Origin of the sequence: Ciceribacter ferrooxidans, from assembly GCF_004137355.1 — a bacterium.
In the GTDB taxonomy this organism is placed as follows: Bacteria; Pseudomonadota; Alphaproteobacteria; order Rhizobiales; family Rhizobiaceae; genus Allorhizobium; species Allorhizobium ferrooxidans.
The window spans coordinates 41,301-55,425 of record NZ_SDVB01000037.1 but is presented as its reverse complement, the minus strand read 5'-3'; the positions used below and the strand labels follow the sequence as shown (position 1 = coordinate 55,425).

Below are 14,125 nucleotides of genomic sequence, written 5' to 3'. Positions count from 1 at the left end.
GGTCCCACACGCCCCATAGTTCTGGAAGCGGACGGTGTGCGAGCGGATTGTGCACATAGGTGAGAGGACGAACGCGACGGGATATATTGCCGAGGCCGATGCGCGACCAAACAACACCCGAGATGTCGGCGAAGCGCTCGTCAAGAAAGGCCGTTCGCGGAATCGGATCACCGTCGCGTTCAATGTCTGGCGCAGCGTGAAACCCTTGGTCAACGATTTCGCCGGTCTCGCGGTCGATGGCGACATAGGCGTCGCCGATCGGATAGAGCGAGCTTATGATCAGAGGTGAATCTTCGCCGACATACGGCCCGAAACGGCTCGCGCTGATGGCAATGATGCGGACATTGTCCGCCGCGATGACACCCTCGCCCAGATAGCGCGCAATCGCGCGTGATTTCGTCCAGTAGGCGCTCGTCGTGCGAAGTTGAGCCTGACGAACGGGCGCAGCAATCAATCCCCCGCCCTCGTTGATGGGCACGGGACGCACGATCTGGTCCTGTCCAGGCTCGCCGTCATCTGGTGTGATCGCCTCGATCCAGATCCGGCGGCCGTCCTCCACGATGCAAAGGTCGGGCTGCCCCCTTCGCGGAGACGCTCGGCCGCAGGCAGAAGCGCGCGCCCAGCTTCCAGCAATGTGCAGCCGAGGTACATTTCCCAGAAGCGGCCATCGACGTCGCGAGCGAAGCCGTGGCGAAAATCGGGATCGGCGTAGGGCTCGTAGGTCTCCCACCTCGCCTCGATGAGCTCGTACATTTCCTGTTCGGCCCGGTATTGCTGCGCCTTGATATTGACGAAGCCCGGATCGAGATTGTTGCCATCGACATCGAATATGCGGCTCACGGATTTGCGGCTCCGACTGGATCGACGGCAAGGTTGGTCGGGAAACCGCCATGGGGTGGCGCGATATAGGCCTGGCGCGCCTTGGCGATCGGCCACGCCTTGTCCCGCCACCAGTAGAAGTCGAGGTGCCCCTGCGCGGCCTGTCGTATTCCATGTTCCATCTCTGTGCTCTCCCGCGTTCCGGGGACAGCTAGGAGGCGTCCTGTCGCAAAGCAGCGCACTGCGCCGCGAGCAGTCCTCTCAGCGTCGAACAGAACGTCTTCGAGGCATATGCCATAGATATCGCGTGTTATGACGCCCGCTTCGCTTTCAATGAGAAGATCCTTCGACGCCTTGTCGAACCAGACCTTGACACGGCTTCCGATGGCCGGTGGCTGCCGCTGGATGTGGGGAATGGCCCGCTTGGCCAATTTATCTGTCGGCATTGCTGAAACTCTTCATCTGTGTTGATCGCGAAGGGCCATACTCGATTCTCAGCGCCTTGTTGCTGCGATCGACGCGGCGATGTCGGCAATCGGGCGGAACAGAACAAGCGGGTCGTCTTTCGAAGGTAAAAAACCGCGGCGCTGCCAGAACTGCGCCGCCTCCGCATCGACGGCGTTGACCATCAGCGCACGTCCCCCGACGAGTGCGGCTGCTTGGACGCACCGCTGCAGTGCGTGCTTCAGCAGCCCTGTGCCGATCCCGTGACCAGCCCAAGCGGTGTCGGTGGCCAATTGGCCGAGAAGAAGACAGGGAACGGGATCTGGTGGCTGGCCTGTTCTGACCGAGCGAGGCAATACCGAAGGAACGACTGCCGTTGGCGCCAAGCCGTAGTATCCGACGACACGGTCCTCATCGTGGACGACCATGACAGCAGTAAAGCCCTTCTCCTGGTTGGAAAGTGCCCGCGTCTTTAGCCAGTGATCGAGCGCGGGTTTACCGCAGGAGAATTCGGAGACTTCATGCACAGCGGTGAGCGCTTCTGGAACTGATAGAGCCACGTCTCACCGCTTGGCGACGTAGCCGTGCTCCCACGGCGCGGGCCGCTTGGCTAGATCGACCATCTCGGGAACCGGGGCCGCCGGACGGGACAGGACATCCATGAAATCGGCGAAACCTTCAGGGCTCATGCGGATTAGCCGGTTTTCCATCACGACCTCTTCGGCGGCACGAACGGCGGCGTCACGCACGAAATCCGTGCGTGATCGGCCTCGCAACGTGGCGGCCCGGTCAATCATCGCGACATCCGATTCCGGCAGTCGCATCGAGATGGGATATTCCTTACGGTCAGCTGTGGTGGCCATGAGTCACCTCCTTTGAACCCGAAGATAGTGCCTTGTAGCGCAAATAGCAATACGCTATAGTCAGCACCCTCAGGCCTTTCGCTCGTGGTCGGAAGATCGCGGGACCAAGAGGAGTTTCAGGGCGGCAACTCGTATGAACAACGCGCCGAAATCGTGGTTTGGAGCTAGGTTATTTCACTATGCTAGCGTCCGGGATCGTGTCCCGCCAGGTGGTGTAGATCCTGAAGATTAGGTGGCCATCAGTGTTTTTCCGGCAGGGTCGGGTTGTTCAAGACCAACCTGATGGAAAGACCACCGATGACCGACGATATGATGAACGTGCGCTCGCTTGTTGAGAAGAGCGCCGACGCGGATTTGTTGCGCGAGATGATTGGCTTTGCGGCCGAGCGGCTTATGGAGCTGGAGATCGGCAGCGCGACCGGTGCTGGCTACGGCGAGAAGAACCCGATGCGGCTCGCCCAACGCAACGGCTACCGTGACCGGGACTGGGAGACACGGGCTGGAACGGTCGAGCTGCGCATCCCGAAGCTGCGCAAAGGTAGCTATTTCCCGAGCTTTCTGGAACCGCGTCGCATGGCGGAGAAGGCTCTGACGGCCGTTATCCAGGAAGCTTACATCCAGGGCATCTCGACGCGTTCCGTCGACGATCTCGTCAAGGCGATGGGCATGAGCGGCATCTCCAAGAGCCAGGTGAGCCGCCTGTGCGAAGAGATCGATGTCAAGGTGAAGGCCTTCCTCGAAAGACCTATCGAGGGGGATTGGCCCTATCTCTGGATCGATGCCACCTACCTGAAGGTCCGACGCGGTGGTCGCATAGTTTCCGTTGCCGTCATCATCGCCGTTGGTGTCAACACCGATGGCCGGCGCGAGGTTCTGGGCATGGAAGTCGGCACGTCCGAAGCCGAGCCGATCTGGATGGAGTTCCTGCGCAGGCTCACACGTCGAGGTCTGCGCGGTGTGAAGCTCGTCGTCTCCGATGCCCACGAGGGGCTCAAGGCCGCCGTCACCAAGGTTCTCAGTGCCACTTGGCAAAGATGCCGGGTTCACTTCATGAGGAACGTGCTGGCGCACGCCGGCAAGAGCGGCAGGCGCGTCGTCTCCGCCTTCATCGCCACCGCCTTTGCTCAGGATACATCGGAGGCTGCGAGCACCCAGTGGCGCAATGTCGCCGACCAGATACGACCGAAAGTGCCGAAGCTCGCCGCCATCATGGATGATGCCGAAGAGGATGTGCTCGCCTACATGACCTTCCCGAAAGAGCACCGGGCCAAGCTGCATTCGACGGATCAGATCGACAAGCGTTTTGCTCAAAAATATGGTATTTTTCTCCTGCGCGGATGACCTCGTGGTGAAGTGCGGTGCATCGGCTGAAAGCACCGTCAGGCCACCTTACCCGAGCCTTGCCGGATTGAGGCGTCCGCGCGCCTTTTCATCAGGCGGGCGCGGACGCCACGTATCGACGAAGCGTTCATAGCTCTTTTGCGCTTGCTCAGCGACGCGCATCTCCTGGTCGCGGAGCTTCTTGACGTTATAGGTATAGGCAGGGCCAGGCTTGTTTCCCTTCTTCTGCGGTTTCCCGGCCAGTAATTCCAGTGCCCGAATCTTGTGTGCCACGAGACTCGGGCGAGCCCAGAGATAGTCGGCCTGCTTGGTCAACATGTGCCAGACCAGAACCGCGAGCTTTCGTGCCACTGCGACGGCTGCGACCTGGTGGCCGCGTTTGGCTCTGATCCGGACGAAGAAGGCGTGCAGCGGCCCTGGCGCTTTTGCTGCCGCCCATGCTGCCTCCACCAGCATGGCCCGCGCATGACTACGACCGATCTTGCTGATGCGTCCGTGGTGGGCAGCGCCAAGTCCAGACTGGCGAACCCGCGGATTGAGCCCGAAGTAGCTGACCAGCCTCTGCGGGCTTTCAAAGCGGCCGATATTGCCTATGGCGGCCATCAATCCTGTCGCCACGGTGAGATCGACGCCTGTGATCGTGAGCAGCCGTTTGACCGCGGGATCATCCATCGTGCCTTTGGCAATTTGCCGATCGAGCAGCGCAAGATCTTCACCGAGCCTGTCGAGTTCGCCTACATGCCGCTGGACCGCCATCTGCTCATCGTCAGGCAGAGGCTGATGTTTAAGCCATTCACGCCCGCGCCCGTTGAACAGGTCGGCATGTGGGCACTTCGGGATCAGGTGAGCATTCAAGATAGAATGGACCTCATTCTAATCCGCGTCCGATGTCGCACAACCTGATAGCGACGGGCCACCAGCCTCCTCATGCGTTCTGTGGCGGCGTCTGGTGTCCAGATTTCCGGCAGATATCCAGCAGCATAAAGATTGGCCAGTGTGCCAGCATCGATCTTGTCGGTCTTTACATGCACCTGTGCGATCGCTTTCACCTGCAGGGGATTAGCAATCACGACCCGTCGCACGAACGGCGAAAGGACGCGAGATACAGCCATGCAGTTTCCCGTCGCCTCGATGACAACATCGTCTGTCGACGTAAGTGTCTTGCCGAACCCCTCAAGAGCTGTTCGTGTCATGTCGACGCGGCCACCATGCCGGAGCCGGCCGTCTTTCCAGAATACCACCTCGCCAAACGTTCGGTGGATATCAATTCCGATAACCCGTCGCATAAGCATCTCCTGTCGTTTGAACAACGGGAGCTGCGGGCGACACGACAACTACGGATTCGCGCTCTCGGCGCAACCGGGCGAGTCGCAGAGGCGGCCAGCTACTAACACGAGCTCACAGCTCATCCAATGTATCGGCCTGCCCGCACCTTCGTGCTCCCGGTGCCTCTGTCCCGGATGCTCACAGCATACGCCGCAATTCTCAAAACTGCAGCGGGACATCACCACCGCAGGTCTTATACCGGTTACCAATCCGATCGAACGTCTCAATGGCGAAATCAAGCGGCGCACAGAGGTCGTCGGCATCTTTCCCGACGACGAAGCCATTGTCCGTCTCGTCGGCGCATTGCTGCTCGAGCAAAACGATGAATGGGCGGTGCAGCGTGCGCGATATATGACACTTGAGACAATGGCGTCGATGAGCGATGATCCACAAATCAGCCTGCCTGCAGTCGCACGCTGATATCCCCTCCGGCTCTCGCCGGAAAGCACGGTTGTCCGCCGGAAGCTACACCACACCCTGAGACACGATCGCCAAGTCTCTCTACGGGGGAATGCGATAGTGCGAAAGCTGCTCTACGAGGCCGCTCAGTCGATGATGAAGCGCGTGGCGAAATGGTGCTGGTTGAAGGCAGGGGCAATGAATATTGCCAGGCGACACGGCAGTAAGAAGGCAAAAGTCGCATCGGCACGCCGTCTCGCGGTCATGCATCGGATGCTGTACAGATTTGCCGTCATGGGAGGTTAAACGCCGGTCCCGGAGAGAAGCACGGCCCGCGAAAAGACGTTGAACGCTAGACGAGCTGCACGCAGGGCTCGAGGTGTATCCCAAGCGAAGAGACGGTTTCGTGACCGAATGGGCCAACAGGAGACATTGCTGGCATCGCGAACCACTTTTGTTCTGCGAGGTTGCAGAAGTCAGGAAAACAGGTGCTGCTTTCACGGGATTTCCGCGACACTGAATCCTCTTTGAAAGTCGCTCTTGACATTGACACGAAGCTTATTCGTGTTGCCTGTTATCGTTTTTCATAAGAATCTGCACCCGTCATTATTTTTCATGAACAAGCATCAGATTTCATGCGCCTTGGTCAGCAGAAGCCTTTTTCACAAGATGTAACCGTTCTTCACGGACGCTGGCTGCCGGAGTCCACCGGCTAAGCGGCGGTTGACAACCCCAAGCGAACCACCCCTTTCAATCGGGTCCATGGTCGTATTTGCGCCGGCGCCGACGCGGCCTCAACGACGCCTCCACCGCTGTCGATTTGCCCTCGGGGCGCGGTGCCCCTTGCGGTATTCGGGATCATCCTGTGAGCGAACATGGACAATTGAGCGCGGGTTATGTGAGAAAATATCGGCTCCGACGCGGAACACATCGGTTCACTCATTGCGCGCGTATTGAGCACATCGTGCGTGTATTTCACGCGCACCATTCGGCACTGGCGTGGTGGTCGACGGAGGTGGGTTACCAAAAAATTGAGAAAGCAAGGTTTTTCGCGTGATCACCAAGGCCGATCAGAGATGGCACGCGGCTTGCAGAAATGTCGGTGAACCAGCGGAAACATAAGAACGCCGCGGCTCTTCTCGAACAAGGAGATATAAGAATGGGGAACTTCCAACGTCTTTTGATCACCACCGCGGCCACCCTTGCGCTTTCGGCGACCGCGCTGCCGGCGTCCGAAATACGGGTCGGCTTCACGGCCGATGCACTCACGCTCGATCCGGCCAATCATCGCAATCGCGAGACCGAGACGATCATCCGCAACATGTATGACGGGCTTTTGACCCGCGATCCCGAAATGAAGGTCGTTCCTGAGATTGCCCAATCCTGGACCCAGACATCGCCGACGACCTTCGAGTTCAAGATACGCAAGGGCATCAAGTTCCATGACGGTTCGGGACTTACCGTCGAGGACGTGAAATTCACTCTCGACCGCCTGACCGTCGAAGGCGCAATGGGCGACGGGCAGACGAGTCCGCGCAAGAGCCTGCTGGGACCGGTCAAGGACATCGAGATCGTCGACGACAACACGATCCGCATCAATCTCAGCGAGCCTTGGCCGCTGCTGCCGGCCATGCTGCCTTTCCAGGAGTTTGTCTCGAAGGCCTTCGTAGAGAAAGTCGGCACTGCCGGCATGGCGACTGCCGAGAATGGTGCGGGTCCCTTCAAGCTCGTCGAATGGCGCAAGGGCGACTCCATCATCATGGACCGCTTCGACGACTATTACGGCGGCTCGCCGGACATTGCACCGGTTGGCAAGGCCTGCGTCGACCGGGTGATCTTCAAGGTTATTCCTGAAACGGCTTCGCGCGTGGCGGCCCTGCTCTCCGGCGACGTCGACATCATCAACGGGCTGCCGCCCTTCTCGCTCGCCCAGGTGGAGCAGAACCCCAATACGAAGGTTATGACGGTCAACGGCACGCGCAGTGTTTTCCTCGCGCTCAACCTGCATGGAGACAAGTTCGACGACATCAAGGTTCGCCAGGCGGTCGCGTATGCGCTCGACAAGCAGCTGATCGTCGACAAGATCCTCGGCGGGAACGCCGTGCCGATTGAAGGCATCCTCAGCCCCGCCGCCTTCGCTGCGTCGACCGACCTTCCGAAGCACGACTACGACCCGGAAAAGGCAAAGGCACTGCTGGCTGAAGCCGGTTTCCCTGACGGCATCGACATAACGATCGATACCGAAGGCGCCGACAAGGACACGGTCGAGGCGATTGCCTCAGTTCTCTCCAAGTCCGGGATCCGGGCCAAGGTTGCCGTCGGAGAAAGTGCCCAGGTCGACGCGAAGTGGGATCCGAAGAACGACAAGAACGACGGCGACATGTATTTCACGTCGTGGGGTAACGGCTCGCTCGACCCGTTCGACATATTCGTGCCCACGCATTACACGATGGGCCGCGGCAATGCCTCCGGCTACTCCAACAAGGAGGTCGACACCCTCCTCGACCAGGGCGCGGTCGAACTCGATCCGGCCAAGCGTGCGGCCCTCTACCAGAAGGCCGAAGCGATCGTGAATGCGGACCTTCCCTACATCTACCTGTGGGTTCCGAAGGACATCTACGGGGTGTCCAAGCGCCTGAAGGGTTGGTCGCCGAGCGCCGACAGCCGCATCAACCTGCACGACGCCTGTGTTGAGTAGCCGGCATAGGGCGGGAACGGACCATGCATCTGGGTAAACTGGTCGAGCGTCTTCTGCAGCTCGTTCCCGTTCTCCTCGGTGTCAGCACCATCGTCTTTCTGATGATGGCGCTGACACCGGGAGATCCGGTCGAGATCATGATCGGCGACCAGCCGATCACAGCCGCCGAGGAACTGACGCTTCGCCAGAACCTCGGACTCGACAAGCCGATGGGCGAGCGCTTCCTGGTCTTCCTCGAAAACGCGGTTACCGGCGACTTCGGGACGAGCCTGTTCCACCGGCGGCCGGTGTTCGACGTGATCGTCGAGCGTCTGCCGGCAACGATCGAACTCAGCCTCGTGGCACTCATCATCGCGCTCGCCACATCCATTCCGCTCGGCGTGATGGCGGCAATCAGGAAGAATACGATCATCGACCGCATCGCCACGGTCGGTTCGCTGCTTGGCGTTTCGCTCCCGGGCTTCTGGTTCGGCATTCTCCTGCTGATGCTGTTTGCCGTGCAATTGAGGCTTCTGCCGGTGTCCGGCCGCATCGGTTTCGACAGCGAGGTCGCGCCGATCACCCATTTTCTCTTGATCGATACGCTATTGCGCGGGCGCCTTGATGCCTTCTGGGACGCGCTGTCGCACATCCTGTTGCCGGCGATCACGCTGGGGCTGCCGATGACGGCGATCCTGACGCGCGTCACCCGCACCTCGATGCTCGAAGTGCTGCGGCAGGACTATGTTGCCTTCGCCGAAGCAAAGGGCCTCAGCCGTCGGCGAATCCTCTTCCGCCACGCCCTGAAGAACGCCCTGATCCCGACGGTCTCGGTCGCGGCCCTCGAAACCGGCTCGCTGCTCGGCGGCAACATGATCGTCGAGACGGTCTTCGGCTGGCCGGGGCTCGGCCGGCTCGTGGTCGAAAGCATCTTCGTGCGCAACTATCCACTCGTCCAGGCGGCCGTGCTGTTCTACGCCGTAACCTACGTGCTGGTGAACTTTGTCGCCGACCTCCTCTACACACTGCTCAATCCGAGGGTGAAACTATGACGGTCGCCGAAGATACCGCCGCACCGGCCATCGCGACCGAACAGGGGACCACTCTGTTCCGCCGCAATCTCAGTGTCTTTGCGGAGAACCGACTGGCGCTCGCCAGCGCCGTGCTCATGCTCCTCTTCGTATTGATGGCGATCTTCGCCCCCCTCATCGCCCCGCATGACCCGAACGAGACCGATCTTTTCAGACGTCTGCAACCGCCAGGCTGGGCGGCCGGCGGAGAATGGAGCTATCTTCTTGGCTGCGACGGGCTCGGCCGCGATATCCTCTCGCGCATCATCTACGGCTCGCGCATCTCGATCTTCATCGGCACCGCCGTCATTCTCATCGCGACCATGGTCGGCATCATTGCTGGGCTCGCCGCCGGCTACCTGCGTGGCTGGGTCGACATTGCCATATCCAGGCTCGTCGACATTCTGCTCGGCTTTCCGTACCTGATCTTCGCCATCGGCCTGATGGCGATGATGGGGCCTGGGCTGGTCAATATCATCCTTGCGCTCGCCTACAAGGAGTGGGTCATCCCCTGTCGTGTGGTGCGAGGTGAGACGCTTGCAGCCCGCGAACTCGAGTATGTCGAAGCGGCTCGCGCCATCGGCGCCTCGCGCTTCCACATCATGCTGCACGAAATCATGCCGAACATCCTGTCGCCGGTGATCGTCGTTTCGACCATCCGCATGGCCGACGTCATCATCCTGGAGGCGAGCCTCTCCTTCCTCGGTCTCGGCGTACAGCCGCCGACTGCCTCCTGGGGATCGATGGTCGCGGACGGACGCGCTTTCATCCTCGAGGCCTGGTGGGTTTCGACCTTTCCCGGCCTTGCCATCCTTCTTCTCGTGTTGGTGATCAACGTGGCAAGCCAGGGCCTGCGCGACGCTTTCGATCCGAGGTTCAACGAATGACGACCACCGCAACGCCCCTCCTCCAGGTGCAGGACCTCAGGACGGTGTTCGAGACGCGTGCCGGCCGTGTCTTCGCAGTCGACGGCGTCGACGTCACCGTCCATCCGGGCGAATGCCTCGGCGTCGTCGGCGAAAGTGGCTCTGGCAAGAGCGTCACTTTTTCCTCGGTGATGAGACTGGTGCGCGCACCGGGACGCATCGTCAACGGCTCGATCTCGTTCGAAGGGCGCGACCTCAGGGGTCTTTCGGTCCACGACATGCGCAGGATTCGCGGTCGCGACATCGCCATGACCATGCAGGACGCGCTGACGGCACTCAATCCCGCACTGACGGTCGGCGAGCAAATCCTCGAAGTGCTCTACGCCCATGACGAGACGCTTCCGAAGGGCCGTCTCGCACGGCAAAGGGCGGCACGCGCCAAGGCGGTCGACATGCTCGAACTCGTCGGAATCGCCTCGGCCGGCGACCGCCTCAAATATTACCCCCACGAGTTTTCGGGGGGCATGCGCCAGCGGATTATGATCGCCATCGCGCTCGCCTGCCGGCCGAAGTTATTGATCGCCGACGAGCCGACCACGGCGCTTGACGTGACGATCCAGGCCCAGGTGCTCGAACTGATCGCCGATATCCGCGCGCGCCTCGGCATGAGCGTCGTTCTGATCACCCATGACCTCGGCGTGGTCTCCGAGTATTGCGACCGGGTGATGGTCATGTATGCGGGCCAGGTGGTCGAGGAAGGCCCGACCGCCTCCGTCATCCGGGAGCCACTGCATCCCTATACGCGCGGCCTCCTCCAATCCATTCCGCGGCTTTCTCTGCGCGGGCAGAAGATCAGCCCGATTGAAGGCCAGGTACCCGATCTGATCGACCTCCCGCCGCAGTGCCGCTTCTATTCCCGCTGCGGCGAACGCATCGACGCCTGCCGGCAACGCATCGACATGCGCGACCTGGGTGAACAACGCCGTGCGCGCTGTATTCGGCTGTCGGAGGGCAAGGCATGAACGAGAGGATGACTACGCCGCTTATCACCGTCGACAACCTCGTGAAGCACTATGGCGGGCGGCGGGACCCGATTTCCTGGGCGACGGGGAAACCGGCGATCAACATTCGGGCACTGAACGGCGTCTCTTTCGAGGTGCGACGCGGCGAGACGCTCGGCCTGATCGGCGAAAGCGGGTGCGGGAAATCGACGCTCGGGCGCACGCTGCTTCGCCTGCACGAACCGACCTCCGGCAGGGTCGTCTTCAACGGAACAGACATAACCGTACTGAAGCCTGATGCGTTGAAGGCAATGCGTCGCGACATGCAGATCATCTTTCAGGATCCTTACGCATCGCTCAATCCGCGTCGTACCGTCGCAGACATCATCGGACTGCCGCTGATGCTGCACGGGCTTGCCTCCAATCGGCGCGACATGCGCGACAGGGTCGCGGCGATCATGGACAAGGTCGGGCTGAAGGCCAATCATCTCGATCGCTACCCGCATCAATTCTCCGGCGGGCAACGCCAACGTATCGGCATCGCCCGGGCTCTGATCAGCAATCCACAGTTCATCGTCTGCGACGAGCCGGTTTCGGCTCTCGACGTCTCGATCCAGGCACAGATCATCGAACTGCTGACCAGCCTCAAGCGCGAGATGGGCCTGACCTATCTTTTCGTCTCCCACGACATCTCGGTCATCGGCTACCTGAGCGACCGCGTCGCGGTGATGTATCTTGGCGAGATCGTCGAGATGGGACCGGTCGAGGCGGTACTGTCCAATCCGCGCCATCCCTACACGCAGAGCCTGATGTCGGCCGTGCCCGACGTCGACCATCCCGGCAAGCGTCAGCGTGTGCGGCTCACCGGCGATCTTCCTTCGCCGCAAAACCCGCCGCCGGGCTGCAAATTCCATACCCGCTGTCCGCTGGCGATCGACCTGTGCCGGAAGGAGGCGCCACGCCGCCATGGGGTCGGCAACGGTCACACTGTGTCCTGTCACCTGATCAATGACAAACTCTCGATCCTGAGGTAGTGCGATGCCGCTCTTCAATGCCGCTCCTGCTGTTCCGGTTCTCCTCTCCGGCAGCCCTTACGAGCGCGGGCGCGCGCAAGCGGCCAAGGCTGGCGTGAGCGAGTCCCAGGTCCGAACCGCCATCCGTGGCCGTGTCGAGGAGGCCCGCGCGGCCGGCCTGATCGACGCCGATGGCTCGCGTTACATCGAGGCCCAGCGCGCCTTCCTGACCGCCAACGATCCTGACACCGTGGCGGAACTGGCCGGCATTGCTGAAGGTTTCGGCGTTCCTGAGGACGATCTCTTCGTCCACCAGCACCTCACCGTCCTTCGCGACCTCAAGACGGGTGCACACATCGACACGGACGGTTGCAGCACCTGGGCGGTCGGCGACAGCGAGGATGGACCGCTTGTCGTGAAGAACCGTGACTTCTCGGGGACGCATCTCGGCGTGCAGCGCGTCTTCCTGCATCAGGGTCCGGACATTGCGACCGGCCGGATGATCTGTGTCGGTAGCGCCGGCAGCCCCGGGGCCTATTCGAGCGGGATCAACGCGGCAGGTCTCGCCCTCGTCGACAACCACGTGGGAACCAACCACCATGGGGTCGGCTGGCTCCGCTACTTTGCGATGACCCGGATACTGGCAACGTGCCGCACGGTCGACGAGGCGATCAGTTTCATCGCCGCACGGCGCCATGCCGGCGGCGGAAACCTCGTATTGGCAGATCGCAGCGGGACGACTGCGGCAGTCGAATTGGGAACTGGATCATTCGGCATCGAGAAGGGCGCGGCATCTTGGCGGACCAACCATTTCGTCACGGCGAATATGGCGGACGGCAATCTTCTCGAGCATGGCGACCGGATCGACGAGAATTCGTCGATCCGGTTCGACTTCCTGTCGCGCATGGTTCCAAACCGGCGCTGGAGCGTTGAAGCGGCCGCAGACCTGATGGCGACCCATGCCGAGGACGGGCCAGGCATGGCCCCGCTCTGCCAGCATCCGGACCACGACGGCTCCCAGACCATTTCCTCCGTCATCTACCGCTGCGACAGTGCGAGCCTTCATTTTCTCGAGGGGAACCCCTGTTCGGGAGAGTGGCAGTTGTTCGAAATGACCGTATAATCGCCATGTCTCAACCAGGGCGGCCCATGGCGAATTACGAGCGTGATCTGATCGGCGAGCATGCGAGCATCGATGCCCTGCGGAAGTTGATCACGCGTGTGGCCAAAAGCCCTGCCCGGACTGTCCTCATCTACGGCGAGACCGGGACCGGCAAGGGGCTGGTAGCGCGCATGCTGCACCAGCAGTCGACGCGGGCCTCGGGCGAGTTCGTCGACATCAACTGTGCGGCCATCCCATCGAGCCTGCTGGAATCAGAACTGTTCGGACATGAGCGCGGCGCCTTCACCGGCGCCCAGGTCAAGAAGGCCGGCCTGGTCGAGATGGCAAACCACGGCACGGTCTTTCTCGACGAGATCCGCGAAATGGACCTCGTGCTGCAGGCCAAGTTGCTGAGCTTCCTCGACACGCAGAGATTCCGTCGGGTCGGAGCCGTCACCTCGACCTCGGTCGACGTCAGGCTCGTCGCCGCGACGAACAAGATCCTGCTCGGCGAGGTCAATTCCGGACGTTTTCGCGAGGATCTCTATTATCGGCTGCAGGTGGTTGCTATCAACCTTCCGGCACTCAGGGAACGCGCCTCTGACACCTTGATCCTGGCGCAACACTTCGTCGACAAGTTCAACGTCCAGTACAGTCGCAGAATCAAAGGCATGAGCGAGGAGGTCCAGCAGATATTCCTGGACTATCCCTGGCCTGGAAATGTTCGCGAGCTTGAAAACCTGATCGAGCGCATTTTCATTCTTGAGGACGACGACCTGATCCTGCCACGACACCTCCCGGACCGCATCTTGCGAACCGTCAGGGCGAAGGCTGCGGGCGTCGTGTCTCACCCGAAGGAGCAAGCCTCCGTCGATGATCTCTCGCTCGGTTTTCACGGGGCCACCGCTCTTTATCAGAAGCAACTGATCGAGGCGGCGCTCGCGGCAGCGGCTGGCAATCCCCAGCGCGCTGCGGCAACCCTGAAACTCAGCCGGCACGCCATGCGTCACCAGATGATCAAGCTCGGGTTGATCAGCGATTGAGCCGGCGCGCAGCGCACGACACGCCGCGTGCGTTTCGCGCAACCCTGCGGCGTCAGATTATGTCGGTGCTTTTCGCGATGCAATTTCAATAACTTAGACGTGCATCCACGTTTGGCACGTTGCATGCATTCTCCAGGACAAGACGGTTCTCGTTCTTCAAT

Annotated in this window: 11 protein-coding genes and 4 pseudogenes; 10 read left to right on the top strand and 5 right to left on the bottom strand. The window is 61.0% G+C overall.

Annotation, left to right across the window (positions count from 1 at the left end):
* Positions 1 to 450 precede the first annotated feature (450 nt).
* Genes EUU22_RS25460 through EUU22_RS00575 form a run of 4 tightly spaced genes read right to left on the bottom strand, consistent with a single transcriptional unit; the run spans position 451 to position 2,126 of the window.
* Positions 451 to 840 (bottom strand): hypothetical protein, encoded by a 390-nt coding sequence (locus EUU22_RS25460; RefSeq protein ID WP_205687804.1) that lies wholly within the window; start codon positions 838 to 840, stop codon positions 451 to 453.
* Positions 837 to 1,265: a hypothetical protein gene (locus EUU22_RS00585; protein ID WP_129330189.1), complete on the bottom strand. Its 429-nt coding sequence runs from the start codon at positions 1,263 to 1,265 to the stop codon at positions 837 to 839. Before EUU22_RS00585 ends, EUU22_RS25460 begins: the two co-directional genes overlap by 4 nt.
* Positions 1,266 to 1,313: 48 nt before the next feature.
* Complete coding sequence (locus EUU22_RS00580) at positions 1,314 to 1,823, bottom strand: GNAT family N-acetyltransferase (RefSeq protein WP_129330188.1); 510 nt, start codon at positions 1,821 to 1,823, stop codon at positions 1,314 to 1,316.
* Between the two features lie 3 nt (positions 1,824 to 1,826).
* The gene (locus EUU22_RS00575) at positions 1,827 to 2,126 is read right to left on the bottom strand and encodes a type II toxin-antitoxin system TacA family antitoxin (RefSeq protein ID WP_129330187.1); all 300 of its coding nucleotides are present in this window, start codon (positions 2,124 to 2,126) and stop codon (positions 1,827 to 1,829) included.
* Positions 2,127 to 2,423: 297 nt separating this feature from the next.
* Here EUU22_RS00575 and EUU22_RS00570 point away from each other — a divergent pair.
* Positions 2,424 to 3,452 (top strand): annotated as a pseudogene (locus tag EUU22_RS00570) (IS256 family transposase); the annotation flags it as partial.
* 63 nt (positions 3,453 to 3,515) lie between these two features.
* Here the strand turns inward: EUU22_RS00570 and EUU22_RS00565 are convergent.
* Positions 3,516 to 4,735, bottom strand: a pseudogene (locus EUU22_RS00565) (IS110 family RNA-guided transposase).
* A gap of 262 nt (positions 4,736 to 4,997) precedes the next feature.
* On the opposite strand from EUU22_RS00565, the pseudogene EUU22_RS00560 reads away from it, so the two are divergent.
* The 9 genes and pseudogenes from EUU22_RS00560 to EUU22_RS00520 form a co-directional block, all read left to right on the top strand.
* Positions 4,998 to 5,213: pseudogene (locus EUU22_RS00560) on the top strand (transposase); the annotation flags it as partial.
* Positions 5,214 to 5,288: 75 nt separating this feature from the next.
* Positions 5,289 to 5,498, top strand: a pseudogene (locus tag EUU22_RS25760) (hypothetical protein); the annotation flags it as partial.
* A gap of 853 nt (positions 5,499 to 6,351) precedes the next feature.
* Positions 6,352 to 7,890 (top strand): ABC transporter substrate-binding protein, encoded by a 1,539-nt coding sequence (locus EUU22_RS00550; RefSeq protein WP_129330186.1) that lies wholly within the window; start codon positions 6,352 to 6,354, stop codon positions 7,888 to 7,890.
* Positions 7,891 to 7,913: 23 nt separating this feature from the next.
* Positions 7,914 to 8,921, top strand: coding sequence for an ABC transporter permease (locus EUU22_RS00545; RefSeq protein ID WP_129330185.1), 1,008 nt, complete (start codon positions 7,914 to 7,916; stop codon positions 8,919 to 8,921).
* Positions 8,918 to 9,826, top strand: a complete 909-nt coding sequence (locus tag EUU22_RS00540) for an ABC transporter permease (RefSeq protein WP_129330184.1) — start codon at positions 8,918 to 8,920, stop codon at positions 9,824 to 9,826. The genes EUU22_RS00545 and EUU22_RS00540 overlap by 4 nt, the downstream gene beginning before the upstream one ends.
* Complete coding sequence (locus EUU22_RS00535) at positions 9,823 to 10,827, top strand: ABC transporter ATP-binding protein (protein ID WP_129330183.1); 1,005 nt, start codon at positions 9,823 to 9,825, stop codon at positions 10,825 to 10,827. The genes EUU22_RS00540 and EUU22_RS00535 overlap by 4 nt, the downstream gene beginning before the upstream one ends.
* Positions 10,824 to 11,840, top strand: coding sequence for an ABC transporter ATP-binding protein (locus EUU22_RS00530; protein WP_245484867.1), 1,017 nt, complete (start codon positions 10,824 to 10,826; stop codon positions 11,838 to 11,840). The genes EUU22_RS00535 and EUU22_RS00530 overlap by 4 nt, the downstream gene beginning before the upstream one ends.
* Before the next feature lie 4 nt (positions 11,841 to 11,844).
* The gene (locus tag EUU22_RS00525) at positions 11,845 to 12,942 is read left to right on the top strand and encodes a C45 family autoproteolytic acyltransferase/hydrolase (RefSeq protein WP_129330181.1); all 1,098 of its coding nucleotides are present in this window, start codon (positions 11,845 to 11,847) and stop codon (positions 12,940 to 12,942) included.
* Positions 12,943 to 12,968: 26 nt separating this feature from the next.
* Positions 12,969 to 13,964 (top strand): sigma-54 interaction domain-containing protein, encoded by a 996-nt coding sequence (locus EUU22_RS00520; protein ID WP_129330180.1) that lies wholly within the window; start codon positions 12,969 to 12,971, stop codon positions 13,962 to 13,964.
* Positions 13,965 to 14,125: the final 161 nt, after the last annotated feature.

Excerpts from the sequence above, each read along its gene's own strand:
- EUU22_RS00520 (WP_129330180.1), top strand. The coding sequence starts at position 12,969 with ATGGCGAATTACGAGCGTGATCTGATCGGCGAGCATGCGAGCATCGAT.
- EUU22_RS00550 (WP_129330186.1), top strand. The coding sequence starts at position 6,352 with ATGGGGAACTTCCAACGTCTTTTGATCACCACCGCGGCCACCCTTGCG.
- EUU22_RS00535 (WP_129330183.1), top strand. The coding sequence starts at position 9,823 with ATGACGACCACCGCAACGCCCCTCCTCCAGGTGCAGGACCTCAGGACG.
- EUU22_RS00525 (WP_129330181.1), top strand. The coding sequence starts at position 11,845 with ATGCCGCTCTTCAATGCCGCTCCTGCTGTTCCGGTTCTCCTCTCCGGC.
- EUU22_RS00545 (WP_129330185.1), top strand. The coding sequence starts at position 7,914 with ATGCATCTGGGTAAACTGGTCGAGCGTCTTCTGCAGCTCGTTCCCGTT.
- EUU22_RS00585 (WP_129330189.1), bottom strand. The coding sequence starts at position 1,265 with ATGCCGACAGATAAATTGGCCAAGCGGGCCATTCCCCACATCCAGCGG.
- EUU22_RS00540 (WP_129330184.1), top strand. The coding sequence starts at position 8,918 with ATGACGGTCGCCGAAGATACCGCCGCACCGGCCATCGCGACCGAACAG.
- EUU22_RS00575 (WP_129330187.1), bottom strand. The coding sequence starts at position 2,126 with ATGGCCACCACAGCTGACCGTAAGGAATATCCCATCTCGATGCGACTG.
- EUU22_RS00530 (WP_245484867.1), top strand. The coding sequence starts at position 10,824 with ATGAACGAGAGGATGACTACGCCGCTTATCACCGTCGACAACCTCGTG.